The 12,902-nt window shown below is 58.6% G+C and carries 16 protein-coding genes; 10 read left to right on the forward strand and 6 right to left on the reverse strand.

From position 1 onward, the window contains the following. Positions 1-5: 5 nt before the first annotated feature. Entirely contained in the window at positions 6-707 is a 702-nt protein-coding gene (gene msrA / locus RUI03_RS06865) for a peptide-methionine (S)-S-oxide reductase MsrA (protein WP_317289547.1), read from the reverse strand. 239 nt (positions 708-946) lie between these two features. Here msrA and RUI03_RS06870 point away from each other — a divergent pair, with 239 nt between their 5' ends. From RUI03_RS06870 to RUI03_RS06880, 3 genes are all read left to right on the forward strand, one after another. Next, complete coding sequence (locus RUI03_RS06870; RefSeq protein WP_317289548.1) at positions 947-1,978, forward strand: ribonucleotide-diphosphate reductase subunit beta; 1,032 nt, start codon at positions 947-949, stop codon at positions 1,976-1,978. Positions 1,979-2,055: 77 nt separating this feature from the next. Then, a complete protein-coding gene (locus RUI03_RS06875; protein WP_317289549.1) occupies positions 2,056-2,856 on the forward strand; it encodes a hypothetical protein in 801 nt (266 codons plus the stop codon). A gap of 331 nt (positions 2,857-3,187) precedes the next feature. After that, positions 3,188-3,718, forward strand: a complete 531-nt coding sequence (locus tag RUI03_RS06880) for an OmpH family outer membrane protein (protein ID WP_317289550.1) — start codon at positions 3,188-3,190, stop codon at positions 3,716-3,718. Here RUI03_RS06880 and RUI03_RS06885 read toward each other — a convergent pair whose 3' ends face one another. Further along, positions 3,719-4,027 (reverse strand): hypothetical protein, encoded by a 309-nt coding sequence (locus RUI03_RS06885; protein WP_317289551.1) that lies wholly within the window; start codon positions 4,025-4,027, stop codon positions 3,719-3,721. It lies immediately after the preceding gene. A gap of 224 nt (positions 4,028-4,251) precedes the next feature. Here RUI03_RS06885 and RUI03_RS06890 point away from each other — a divergent pair, with 224 nt between their 5' ends. Beyond that, a complete protein-coding gene (locus RUI03_RS06890; RefSeq protein WP_317289552.1) occupies positions 4,252-5,004 on the forward strand; it encodes a tetratricopeptide repeat protein in 753 nt (250 codons plus the stop codon). Positions 5,005-5,019: 15 nt separating this feature from the next. On the opposite strand, the gene RUI03_RS06895 is transcribed toward RUI03_RS06890, so the two are convergent. Both RUI03_RS06895 and RUI03_RS06900 read right to left on the reverse strand, forming a co-directional pair. Next, positions 5,020-6,585, reverse strand: coding sequence for a serine hydrolase (locus tag RUI03_RS06895; protein ID WP_317289553.1), 1,566 nt, complete (start codon positions 6,583-6,585; stop codon positions 5,020-5,022). Positions 6,586-6,689: 104 nt separating this feature from the next. Continuing rightward, on the reverse strand, positions 6,690-7,097 hold the full coding sequence (locus tag RUI03_RS06900; RefSeq protein WP_317289554.1) for a hypothetical protein: 408 nt from the start codon (positions 7,095-7,097) through the stop codon (positions 6,690-6,692). 116 nt (positions 7,098-7,213) lie between these two features. Here RUI03_RS06900 and RUI03_RS06905 point away from each other — a divergent pair, with 116 nt between their 5' ends. The 6 genes from RUI03_RS06905 (at position 7,214) to RUI03_RS06930 (ending at position 12,062) form a co-directional block, all read left to right on the forward strand. After that, positions 7,214-7,639 (forward strand): endonuclease domain-containing protein, encoded by a 426-nt coding sequence (locus RUI03_RS06905; protein ID WP_317289555.1) that lies wholly within the window; start codon positions 7,214-7,216, stop codon positions 7,637-7,639. Positions 7,640-7,725: 86 nt separating this feature from the next. Next, a complete protein-coding gene (locus RUI03_RS06910) occupies positions 7,726-8,646 on the forward strand; it encodes an ABC transporter ATP-binding protein (protein WP_317289556.1) in 921 nt (306 codons plus the stop codon). Beyond that, positions 8,643-9,389, forward strand: coding sequence for an ABC transporter permease (locus tag RUI03_RS06915; protein WP_317289557.1), 747 nt, complete (start codon positions 8,643-8,645; stop codon positions 9,387-9,389). Before RUI03_RS06910 ends, RUI03_RS06915 begins: the two co-directional genes overlap by 4 nt. A gap of 60 nt (positions 9,390-9,449) precedes the next feature. Beyond that, positions 9,450-9,680, forward strand: coding sequence for a DUF2093 domain-containing protein (locus RUI03_RS06920; protein WP_317289558.1), 231 nt, complete (start codon positions 9,450-9,452; stop codon positions 9,678-9,680). Continuing rightward, entirely contained in the window at positions 9,677-10,672 is a 996-nt protein-coding gene (locus tag RUI03_RS06925; protein WP_317289559.1) for a M23 family metallopeptidase, read from the forward strand. Before RUI03_RS06920 ends, RUI03_RS06925 begins: the two co-directional genes overlap by 4 nt. A 52-nt stretch (positions 10,673-10,724) precedes the next feature. Continuing rightward, a complete protein-coding gene (locus RUI03_RS06930; RefSeq protein WP_317289560.1) occupies positions 10,725-12,062 on the forward strand; it encodes a dihydroorotase in 1,338 nt (445 codons plus the stop codon). A 12-nt stretch (positions 12,063-12,074) separates the two neighbouring features. On the opposite strand, the gene RUI03_RS06935 is transcribed toward RUI03_RS06930, so the two are convergent. Beyond that, positions 12,075-12,446: a TIGR02301 family protein gene (locus RUI03_RS06935; protein WP_317289561.1), complete on the reverse strand. Its 372-nt coding sequence runs from the start codon at positions 12,444-12,446 to the stop codon at positions 12,075-12,077. A 20-nt stretch (positions 12,447-12,466) separates the two neighbouring features. Then, the gene (locus RUI03_RS06940) at positions 12,467-12,898 is read right to left on the reverse strand and encodes an NUDIX hydrolase (protein WP_317289562.1); all 432 of its coding nucleotides are present in this window, start codon (positions 12,896-12,898) and stop codon (positions 12,467-12,469) included. Positions 12,899-12,902: the final 4 nt, after the last annotated feature.

Genomic DNA, 12,902 nt, shown 5'->3' on the forward strand with positions numbered 1-12,902 from the left:
GAGGCTCAGTGTGCAGGAATCGCGGCCGCATCTCCCCAGACCGCGCGAACGCGCTTGTCCCGACCACATCCTTCGCGATAGCCCTTATACGCGTCCTGTTTCTCGACATAGCCGAACCGTGACAGAATGCGGTCGTCGCTCTTGTAGTAGTCCTGGTGATAGTCCTCAGCCGTCACGAAAAAGGGCAGGGGTTCGACCGGCGTTACAACCTTACGTCCCAGAGCGTCTTCGGCCTCGCTGATCGCGGCTTCGGCCTCGGCTTTCTCCTCTGGGGTGCGGTAGTGCAGGGCAGTGGTGTAGGAATGACCGCGGTCACAGAACTGGCCGCCGGCATCGGTCACGTCGATCGTGCGCAGGAAAAACCGGACGAGCTCGCCATAGCTGGTGGCCTCAGGGTCATACCAGACTTCGACGACCTCACGATGACCATCATGATTCTTGTAGGTCGCATCGCGTTTCTCGCCGCCGGCATAGCCTGACACCGCCTCATAGACGTCATCCCGGTGCTCGAAATCACTCTCCACGCACCAGAAGCAGCCCCCCGCCACGACGAGGCTCTTGGCGGATGCCGGAACACCGTCAGGGGCGGTGGACATTTCCATGGCCATGTCCTGCATCCCAGTGGTCGCGGGATCTGCTGGCGCATCGCTGGCGTTCGAGGCGCCCGAACAGCCCAAGGCGAAGAGGGCGAGGATGAAAATGCGCATGAAAGTCTCCGCTGGTTATCACTACGACAGATAGTTCGGCCCGATCCCTCACCAAGTTACAGTGATGTCGCAGGGTCGGGCGAGCGTCCTAGGCTGCGACAGGCGGTCGTATATCTTGTGGAAAATATGCGCTACCACCGGGGCCAAACACAAGATACGGTGTCGTTAAGAATTTGGTTACCAAACCGGCGGGGAATGATACCCCTCTCGCTCACGCTGCACGTTTAAGGACAATCGCCATGACTGCTCGCCGCCCGCTGCCAGGCCTGATGACGCCCTCCATTGGCTACAAGCCGTTCCGCTATCCGTGGGCGTATGACTATTGGAAAAAGCAGCAGCAGGTTCACTGGATGCCGGAGGAAGTGCCGCTGGGTGAGGACTGCAAGGACTGGGCGAACAACCTGTCGGACGGGGAGCGCAACCTCCTGACACAGATCTTCCGCTTCTTCACCCAGTCGGATGTCGAAGTGAACGACAACTACATGGAGCGCTATTCCCGCGTCTTCAAACCGACCGAAGTGAAGATGATGCTGTCGGCGTTCTCCAATATGGAGACGATCCACATCGCTGCCTACGCGCTGCTGCTCGAAACCATCGGCATGCCGGAATCCGAGTTCGGCGCCTTCCTCGAATATGAGGAGATGGCCGCCAAGCACGATTACATGCAGCAGTTCGGTGTTGAGACGGATGCGGACATTGCCCGCACCCTCGCCATGTTCGGCGGCTTCACCGAGGGGCTGCAGCTCTTTGCATCCTTCGCCATGCTGATGAATTTCCCGCGCCTGAACAAGATGAAGGGCATGGGCCAGATCGTGACCTGGTCGATCCGCGATGAAAGCCTGCACTGCGAAGGCATGGTTCGCCTGTTCCACGAATTCACCAAGGAAACCGGCTGCCTGACGCCATCCGTTGCCGATGACATCATGGACAATTGCAAGACCGTTGTGGGGCTCGAGGACAAGTTCATCGACCTGGCGTTCGAGGCGGGCGAGGTGCCCGGCATGACGCCCGACGACATCAAATCCTATATCCGCCACATTGCCGACTGGCGCCTGTCCCAGCTCGGACTGCCTGCGATTTATGGGGTTGAGAAGCACCCGCTGCCATGGCTGCGCGAGATCCTGAACGGCGTGGAGCACGCCAACTTCTTCGAAGCGCGGGCCACGGAATATTCCAAGGGCGCAACACAGGGTGACTGGCACGGCGCACAGGGCGTCTGGGCGCAGTTCGATCAGTGGAAGGACAAACGGGCGGTCGGTGCCGGGGAGTGACTAAGCATGTCTGTCTTCAGCACGGGGGTGAGCTACGATCCATCTTTCGTTGCAAGGAGGGATCCGATGGCTCACTTATGTTGATATTTGACGTAGACGTCGCTTGGCACGAGGTGATGGAGGGCAGCGAGGATGAACCCGAAAGTCGAGAATTGAAGTTTTCGATTCATCCGTCCGACAAAAGTCCTGCGAACATTTGTAGCGTCAAGCAGACGGTGACATCTAAATATTCAACCGGCAAGATTGAGACGGTAAGAACTCCGGCTTATTCGGCTGGTATCAAATCCGGAAATTTTCAAAAAATCTTTTCTTATTGCCTTAAAAAATTTGACGATGATATCTACCGCCCCCTCTCGATAGCCAGCGTCGAGGTTTTAGGATCAGCTGACAGTGCTCTGCAAATGCCGATGCTGTCAGTGTGGGCATCGCTCCCGAATATTGATGTTCATTTGCCAAGTAGCAAATATACAATATGTACTGAGATTGATTTTAAGCGTTTTCGTCTTAGTATATTACAACGCCGGTTGGCGTTGCCAATGCAACGCATCGGTCAGATGATTAGCCAAGGGAACAGATACCCGACGATTGAGGCCCGCAACACGGATGGATCGACCATTCTTGAGACTGCAAAACACGGAAAAAGGGACAATCCGGATTTTGGCTTGACCGCCCGTGAGGCGATCAATGCCGCGCAAACAGATTTCGCATTGTTGAAAGACTGGGCAAAGTTGAATTTCTCTGAAGGTACTGAGGAACAGGTTGCGTTTCTAGAAATATACTTAAGCTCGGTGGCACCGCCTTTAAGACCTCGAGCAATCTCGGCATTAAACCGAAATATAGAGACAGCTTCATGGATTAAAAGGTCGGAATTTTCATAAGTCCGGGGCGAAAACAATACATTGTCTTTACCAACGGTCCGATCAACTTGTTTGGGGAGGTCTATCATTAATATAGTGTCTTGCGGTGCGCACGCCAAATACTCCGCCCAAGTCGGTTTTGAGAAATATAGGGTGCCACGCGGGACGTTGTCGACGGCAACACAAGTCTTATCAGAGCGGACGTCGGCACGACCAGCGCTACCTTTGCCGATCACGCACGGTCTCATGGTCTTTGCCTTCCGGCCAAAAAATTACGCCGGCGCCCCGCCAAGAACGCATTGCCGTTCTCGCCAGCAGCCGTTAGCCTCTGCGCAGGAACAGGGGAAATCACATGGTTGCCAGAATTTTGACGATGCTCGTGGCGAGCTTGAGCATGATGGCGGCCACCGCCCAAGCTCAGAACTTCGCATTCGCAGATAAGGCACGGGTGTATCAGGGAAGTGATCTGACAGACGAAATGATTGCGGCTGAGGCGGATCTGAAATCTCGGCAGCGGGCAAAACTCAACCTGAAACAGAACAGCCATCGCGAGACGCTGGAGAAGCTTTACAACAGCAATAAAGCCCTGACGCCTGAGCAGGAGATGGAACGCGATGCGATGATCGCGGAGCATCAGGCCAAGATGCTGGAACTGCAAGAGACCTATCTGAACCAGATACGGTCAACCTCGGATCGTCATCGCCGCCTCTGGGACTATGCCTATCTCCAGGCCGTGTCGGATATTCGCCGATCAGAGGGGCTGGATGTGATTTTCAAGTCGGAAAGTATCGCGTCCATCGAGGCAGATAAGGACGTCACAGACAAAGTCATTGAGCGGATGAAAGCCTATCCACTCAGCGAGCTGAACCGTCGCGGCCTCTGATCAGTTAGCGGGACGGATACGGATCGTCTCGCCGGTTTTCGGGCTTGTCAGGACGATATAGCCGTCGCGGATCTGGTACTCGTAGCCAAACCGCGGTGTGGGCAGGCCGTAGTCCTGATATTCGGGCTGCACACCGGCCTGAAGCACGCTGTGGTTGGCCGTTGTCGCGCAGACGGAGCTGGCCACGAGGCAATTGTCACTGGTCTGGGATTGCTCCGCAGTCACCGTTTCGGTGTTCGCAGGCACAGCTTCAGGGGCGGGCGCAGCGACCAGCAGCAGGCTGGCGGCGCCGATGAAAAGATCGGTCATGATGTTGTCCTCTTGTCAACATAAAACCGTCAAACCCGGATAAGTTCCGCCTGAAACTGCAATCGGCCCGCTTCATTGGCATCCCCATGCGAAAACAGCTCCCCGTGGGGAGCTGTTCTGCACTGCCTTCGTCAGGGATGTCGCGGCGGGGTAGTCCCTAGCGCCATATCGCTATTCCGTGCTTAGGTGCTCAAAATGAAAAGTGGTGAGGAACGAGACCCTTCATGACCCGCAGCATGCTACCTGTACCGATGGCCCTGTTGACCATGCTGTCTGCCCTGTCCGTCGGCTATTCCGTGCCGGTTATGGCCCAGGAAGACGAGCAGGCGGTAGAGACGCCGCTCTACGACCCTTCCGAGGACTATGACGAGGACGAAGACGTCATGGTGGTTCGGGCCACACGCGGCCGCATGGATCAAGGCATGAGCGCGTTCAAACGCGGTGATTACGTGACCGCCGAGATCGAATTCAAAAAGAATTTGCGCTGCGTTGAGCGTGTCGAGCGTCTCGAAGACTTCGCCGTCGAACAGGCCCAGTCCAATGCCGTGACGGCGGAGAGCCAGCCCAGCGCGCCGCAGACCGAGCCGCGCGTCGTCCCGTCAGGAACGGCATCAGGCTTTCAGGCCCAGAAAGATGGCAAGGACGTCGCCGAACGGACGTGTGAACGCGCCGACTGGCAGGTCTACATGATCGCCATGTCGCAGCTGAAGCTTGGCCGGCTGGAAGAGGCGAAGGAGAATTTCTACCGCGTTATCCGCATGTCAAAAGACCCGCTTCTGTTCGACGCCCATTATCGCATTGGCTTGCTGGAGGTGCTCGACGACAATTTCGACGAAGCTGATGACCGGCTGAAACAGCTGAAAGCATTCCAGCGCCGCTGCCGCAAGCAGGGGAAATATTGCGAGACGACCGAAGAGCTGAAGGTCGCCGTCGACACGCTGGAACTGGCCATCCGCGAGGGGCGCGCCGCGTCCTGAGCGGCGGCCTGAGCGTCAGTCAGAGACCTTCTCCAGATCAAGATCGTGGAAGTCGTAAGAAAAGTCGGTGATATCAGACACCGCCTTCATGGTCAGTCCACTGACTTCACCGTCCTCAACAATAAAATTTACAAACGCATCCGCCTTTAACGACCGGTTAGGCCAGAAGGCGACGAACTGGTCACCATTATAGGGGGTGAGCGGACCATCAAGCAGGTTGGACTGGCCCATATCAATGTACAGACCCTTGCCCTGACGACGGATCTCGACTTCACCGTACCACGGATCACTATAGACGCCCGTATAGGCGTTGAGGGGCAGGGACGGCGCCTGGGCATCCGCTGGCGGGCTGATCGCCCCATCCAGTTGCGCCCTCGCTTTGACGAGGCTTTCTGCGAACGAGATTTTCGACGCTGCGATTGAGTCTTCGTCACGACCATTGATCAGATCGTCGGCCACCTGCCAGGCAAAGGTCGAAGCCGTCGCCCGGTAATCGTTGGCCGACGCAAAGATGGCGATGTCTTCCTCGGGGATCAGGATCAGACGACTGACGACCCCCGGCGCGCCGCCCGAATGGGTCACAGCCAACTTCCCTTCGAAATCCATGACCGACCAGCCAAGTGCGTAGAGACTAAGATGGCTGGCGCCCCGTTTCGCAAGCGCGCCGCCGACGCCTGTGGGCGTGACGCCGGTCCAGACTTCCTTGAACTGCTCTTCACTGATCAGACGCGTGCCATCAGCGGTGACCCCGTCATCGAGCCAGAATTTGGCCCATTTCATCATCCCGGGCGCCGTGCAGAAAATGCCGCCTGTGGCTGCCCAGGTCATGGAGAACTCCAGCTCCTTTGGCACAGGCACGCCGTCTTCGGCGCCTGGCTCACGCTCATGGCCTGTCACCACGGGCTGGCCTTTCCGTATACGGGTTTTATCCGAGGCGCACTCGGTCATGCCTACAGGCTCAAGAATTTCTTGCGTCACGAAATCCGACCAGCTCATGCCGCTGACACGGGCCACCACTTCGCCAGCGACGATATACAGCAGATTGTCATAGGCATACTCGGACCGAAACTCAGTACTCGGCCTCAGATGGGGGAGGGCGGCAATCACCTCTTCGACATTTGCCTGACCATCCGGCCAGATCAGCAAGTCCCCAGCCCCAAGCGGCAGGCCTGAACGATGAGTAAGCGCGTCACGCAAGGTGAAATGCTCCGTGACCCACGGATCGGACATTTCAAATTCGGGAATATAGGTCTTGAGCGGTGCATCCCAGTCGACCTGCCCGCGATCCACCAAAATCGCCAGCGCGGTCGTCGTGAACGCCTTGCTGATCGACGCGATGGGGAAAAGCGTATCTTCCGTCACCGGAGTTTTGCGGCCTTGGCGCATCACGCCATAGGCACCGGTATAAACAGTTTCTCCGTCGACCATGACCGCCGCGGTCATGCCCGTCGCGTCATAGGCGTCGATAGCCGCCTTCGCAGTCGCGTCGAAATCGGGCAGCGCCTGCGCGAACGCCGCAGCGCCGGGGAGGGTCAGGCAGGAGGCGAGGCAGAGGGCGGAAAGACGGGTGGCGGACGGCATGTGATTATCCTCGGCAGATCGGCGCAGTGATATCTTTAACCTGCACCGAATTGCCGAGCGTGCCTATCCTCTCGCGAGGTCAGCAGTACTTGTCGTGAGAATGGTCAGAAAAGCCGCTCGTCATCATCGACGATCTCGTCGAGCAAGCGAAGCAGGAGCACGCCGCCGCCGAGCATGATGAGCGAGTTGCTGATGGAACCGCTGAGATTTCGCGGCAGCAGGAATTTCGCAATGCTGTCTCGGGCCTGGCGCATGTGCCGCGACTTTCCCTTATCCAGATTGATCTGCTCTGGCAGTTTGGGCAGATCCAGCGCCGCGGGCTTCCACTGGCGGAGGGCGATGCCCGCCGCAAACAACATCGCCGAGGCAAACAGCGGTGCATTATAGGCTGGCGGCTGCTTCGCAACCTTCTGGCCACGGCGAGGGCGAACGACCTGACGGCCCTTTTGGGTCAGCGGGGCCAGTCCGCGATAGGCTCGCGACAGGGTCGGCAGAATATTATTTTGTCCCACGAATCCGTTCTCCTCAATGCTCTCAGCAAAACGGACGGCATCCCGGAAAGTTCCATGCCGCACCCAGAGCATAAAAAGTGTTCGCTTTTTGTTCTTTTTTGGTTTACGCCGTTCTCATGAAAAACACAGCCTCAGCATCCCACCCCGCCAGTGCCGCGATCGTGGTCCCCGAAAGCCAGCTGTGGCAGGCTTTCAAGGCCTGGAAGAAAGATGGAGTGGTGTTTCACCGCTACGCTTCCTTGGGTCCTTATACGGTCGATTTCCTTTGTCCCGAGCATCGGCTGATCGTCGAGGTCGACGCTGTGCCACTATGCTCGACAGAGGGGAGGGCGTCTGATCTGGCCCGTACAGGAGCGCTGGAAGCGAAAGGGTATCGCATCGTGCGGTTCTGGGACGATCACGTCGAAACCCATCTTGACGGCGTGCTGCGGATCGTCGCGACCGCCTTGGGGCAAATGCCCGCAGGCAAGGCGACAAAGCCGCTGAAGCGTTCAGTCACCCGGCGTCGGGGACGGGTTGTGCGGACCGTGATGACCCATTGATGGGTGCAGTCTTCCTTTGGCCTTGTTTTTCTCGATCAATGTCATCACCTTATTGACAGTCGATAAGTGCAAGAGCGGATGCGACGATGTCCAAGTCCATGACTATTCAGACCAAGGGCCTGACCCGACGCTTTGGGTCCGCGACGGTGGTCGACGGCCTGGACCTCGCTGTGCCCGAGGGCAGCGTTTTTGGCTTTCTGGGCCCGAATGGCTCGGGCAAGACCACAACGCTGCGAATGCTGCTGGGGCTGATCAAACCCCACCGAGGCGTCGTGGAACTCAATGGCGCCAATCTGCGCCGCAACCGCCGTCAGGCCCTGACGGGCGTCGGCGCAATCATCGAACAGCCTGCACTTTATCCCTCGTTGACTGGGCGCGATGCCCTGAAGATGACCTGCATCCTGCTGGGGCATGATCAGTCGCGGATTGACCCCATTCTCGACGTGGTCGGTCTGAAAGACGCTGCGCACAAACGATCGAAGAATTATTCATTGGGTATGCGCCAACGGCTGGCGCTGGCACAGGCCCTGATCGGTGATCCCACGCTGCTCATCCTCGACGAACCGACCAACGGTCTTGATCCCTCTGGCATCGCCGAAATGCGAGCCCTGATCAAAAGCCTGCCCGCCCGGTTCGGTACAACCGTCCTGTTGTCGAGCCATTTGCTGAGCGAAGTCGAGCAGGTGGCTAACCATTGTGCGCTGATCAAATCGGGCAAGCTGGTCTTCCAGGGGCCGATCGCCCAGCTGAAGGCAGATGCGGGCGCGACCCTTGTCATTGGCGCCGACAAACCCGGCCGCGTCGTCCAGCTACTCGGCGATCGCGGCCTCAAGGGGTACCAGGAAGGGCAACGCGTGATGGCAGTTTGCGATTGGGACGAAATGCAGCTGGCGGCCTTCTTGCGCACGCTGGTCGAAGACGGCCTCAACGTGACGCATTACGAATTGCGCGCCGCGCAGCTGGAAAATCTGTTCCTGCAACTCACCGGCACGGGAGGCACGGCATGATCCAGCTGTTCCGCGCCGAGTTGATGAAGATCCGCCGATCCCTGATCTGGCTGGTGGTGTTCGCCGTTCCTCTATTCGTCGCGATCATTTTCCTTCTGGGCATCAGCTATTCTGACGAGCCGCTGACCTGGCAGATGCTCAGCCTTGGCGCGGCAGGGGTGTGGTCGATCTTTCTCCTCCCCATGGCCGCGACAATCGTGACCGCGCTGTTGGGACAGGTGGAACATCGTCACAATACGTGGTCCCTGGCCCTGACGCTGCCGCACCCGAAATGGCAGGTGTTCGTGGTGAAAGAGATTGTGGCGGTCCTGCTGATCGCCGTGATGGGCCTTGTGCTCTACGGCCTTGTCCTGCTGTCGGGTGTCCTTGGGGGTGTTTTCAATCCCGACGCTGCGCCCATGGGATCATTGCCTTACGCCTATCTTGGCAAATTCATGTACCGGATCGGCGTGGCCGCGCTGATGCTCATCGCCGTTCAGTTCTATGTTGCCATGCGCTTTGGCGGCATGGCCCTGCCACTCATCGTGGGGGTGGGGGGCACGCTGTTCTCCATTGTCACCATGGCTACATCACTCTTTGGGCTAGGATTTGATATTGCCAAATACCTGCCCTGGGTTCTGCCCATGCAGATCATGGAGCAGCATGTGGACGCCACCCGCACAGCGATGCTCATCGGCGGCGGCGGCGGCATCATTGTGTTTGCCATCATCGCATTGGGTCTGGCGGGCAAGGACTGGAAGTAGTTTTACCAAAGCTGAAACATTGCCCCTCCCGTTTTTGGCCAAGCCGCTTATACTGATCTCATGGTTATTTCATCCAGCGCCCTTGGGGGCCGCCAAGCCGTTCTGCAGTATCTTGATGCCGACTTCGACGTCGTCCAGCCGGGGGACTATGTCCTCTGCGCCGTGACAGGGGCGCGGATCTTGCTTGATGATCTGAGATATTGGAGCGTCGATAAGCAGGAAGCTTATTGCGATGCTGCTGCTGCAAATACTGCCTATAACAAGGCGCGCGAGAATGGAGAGGCGTTTTGACCCGATTTAGCCTGATGATGGTGTCCGCATTGAGCGTTTCGGCGTGCGCGGCATTTGCCCAACCGCCGGTTCCCAGCGTCTCGCCCACCAAGAAGCCCGCCGGCAACACCGTGACATCAACGCCGGTTGCAGAGGAGCCTCAGGTCGAGATCGTCCAGGACCTTGCCAACACCAAACCCGCCGTGCCCTTCGAAACCGTACTGGACGGCAATCTGGTCCAGGGCGGACTGGTCTTCGGTTCCACCGCGCCCGGCACGAAGGTCCGCCTGAAAAGCGGCGATGTGACGAAGACCGTCGCCGTCGATGAAGCCGGTAATTTCGTTTTTGGTTTTGACCGCGATCATGGCCCGACTGCGGTGCTGGTGGTGACCAGCCCCGACGGCAGTAGCGATTCGCGCGAGCTGAAAATCGCTCCCACGGCCTGGAAAGAAAGCGTGATCACGGTCGAAGAGAGCAAGGCCAATCCCTACAAGAAGGAAGACCTCGATAAGATCGCCGCCGACACAGCGCTCAAGAACGATGCCCGCAGCCGCCGCGCGGATGAGGCCCTGTGGACAGTCGGTTTCGAATGGCCTGAGCAGGAGGGCTGCATCTCAAGCCCGTTTGGTTATCGCCGGATTGTCAACGGCACACCGCGCCGGTTCCATTCCGGGGTCGATGTTGCCGCGCCGGATGGTATGAGCCCACTCGACTATGTCGGCACGCCCGTTTACGCGCCGGCAGATGGCTATGTACGCCTTGCCAATCCTGACATGTTCTTCGAAGGCGGGCTCGTCTTCATCGACCATGGTCAGGAGCTGGAAACCGCACTCATGCACATGTCGAAAGTGGACGTGAAATCCGGGGCGTTCATCCGCAAGGGTGACAAGGTGGGCGAGGTTGGATCGACCGGCCGTGTCACCGGTCCGCACCTGCACTGGTCCCTGAAATGGCAGGACCGTCTGGTCGACCCTGAACTGGTCGTCGACGAGCGTCCCGTCTGCACGGATTAAGGTTTGTAAAAGCCGGTTGAGCGAAACGGAAAAAGGGTCGAAACCCTTTTTCATGACACAGATTTTTGACCTTCTTCTCAAAGGTGGAACCATCGTCAATCACGATGGCATCCATGAAGCTGACATTGGCATTCGCGACGGCCAGATCACGGCGATCGGTTCGTTCGATCCCTCTCTTGCCGGAGAGATGATCGATTGTACCGGCCTCCATGTGCTTCCCGGTGTCGTGGACAGCCAGGTGCATTTCCGTGAGCCCGGTGCAACGCACAAGGAGGATCTGGCGGCCGGGTCCCTCGGCGCGGTCCTCGGCGGTGTGACGGCGGTGTTCGAAATGCCGAACACCAAGCCGCTCACAACGACGGCCGATGCCATCAACGATAAGCTCGATCGGGCGAAGGGACGCATGTGGTGCGACCACGCCTTCTATGTCGGCGCGACCCATGACAACGCCACCGAGCTGCCAGAACTGGAACGACTGCCTGGCGTTTGCGGCGTGAAGATTTTCATGGGAGCGTCGACCGGCGACTTGCTGGTCCCCGATGATGAAGGCGTGCGGCACGTCCTTTCCCATGGCCAACGGCGCGTATCGATCCACTCTGAAGATGAGACGATCCTGCGCGAGAATGCCAAGCTGGCGCGAGAGGGCGACTGGACATCACACCCGGAGGTCCGTTCCGCCGCCGCTGCTTTGCGGTGTACAGAACGCCTTCTGGGCATTGCGCGGGAATGTGGCCGCCGCATTCACGTGCTGCATGTCTCCACCGCGGATGAAGTGCCTCTTCTGGCCGCAAACAAGGACATCGCCACCTGCGAAGTCACCCCTCAGCACCTGACGCTCGAAGGACCGGAAGTGTACGAGAGGATGAAGGGCCGTGCACAGATGAACCCGCCCGTTCGGGATCATCGTCACCGCATGGGCTTGTGGGCCGGACTGATCGGCGGTGTCTTCGACGTCATCGGCTCCGACCATGCGCCGCACACGCTCGAAGAAAAGGCCAAGCCTTATCCCGCGTCGCCATCCGGCATGCCGGGCGTGCAGACCTTGGTGCCAGTCATGCTGACCCATGTGAATGACGGCCGGCTGTCGCTACAGCGGTTTGTCGACCTGACCTCCCATGGCCCCAACCGCATCTGGGGGATGGCTGGCAAAGGCCGCCTTGCCGTCGGTTATGACGCTGATATTACGCTCGTCGACATGAAGGCGCGACACGTCATGAATGATGCCGAGATGGCGAATGTGTCAGGGTGGACGCCGTATGATGGTATGGAAGCAAAGGGATGGCCCGTCGGCACGATCATCCGCGGCAACCCGGTCATGTGGGAAGGCGAGACAGTCGGTACACCGATCGGTCAGCCCATCCGTTTTCAGGAAACACTGGGTACAGCTTAAGCAACCTCAAGCTCAGCGAAAGGCGCGAAACAGCCTTTCGCTGATGACAAGAGCCCGCTGGGTTTCCTCTTCCATCCCTTGGCGCGCAGGACCGCTGCAGGTCAGATAGTCATTACTGACCTGGCGGAAGCGGGTGTTGAAGGCGCTGATCATAGACTGCCGCGTGCTTTCCATGGGCGCTTCCAGCGGCACGAGCTGTCGCATGCGGTTGCGAAACAGGTCCGGGTTGTTACCGTTGCCGCACATCTGGTGATAGCGGTGCAGGGCACCAAGCGACCCTGCCAGCCTAATCAGATCCTGCTGACGCGCTTCGAAGGCCGCCTTCGCGTCCGGCGCCGCGCTCGCATTGACCGAGCCAAGACAGCACAGGGCAGCTGACAGCATGAGAAATAAAGCTCTGATCCTCATCGCTGCTCCTCCTTGCGCCGAATGACCTTCAGTGCGTCCTGAATGGCCGTCCTCGTCTTGTCCCATGCCAACCGCGACAGGGCCTCTGGCACGGGCACAAACGCCGCTTCCATCGCATCATCACCGGCCACGACCTCGCCAGAGATCCAGCGGCACGCATAATCGATCATGACAAAGTGGCGATCATCGGGCCGCTGGGGCAGGGCCTCGTAAACGTCGATCAGGCCGACAATGTCGATGACCACGCCGGTCTCTTCTCTGACCTCACGGGCCAGGCCCTCAGCCAGCGCTTCACCAAAATCGAGCTTGCCGCCGGGAATACTCCAGTGCCCCTGAAACGGGGGCCGGCCTCGGCGGACAAGCAGGACCTTGTCATCCTTGAAAATAACGGCGCCGACTGCGGCAATCACCCGTTGACCCTGGTCCATCTTG

Origin of the sequence: Parvularcula sp. LCG005, from assembly GCF_032930845.1 — a bacterium.
Taxonomy (GTDB): domain Bacteria; phylum Pseudomonadota; class Alphaproteobacteria; order Caulobacterales; family Parvularculaceae; genus Parvularcula.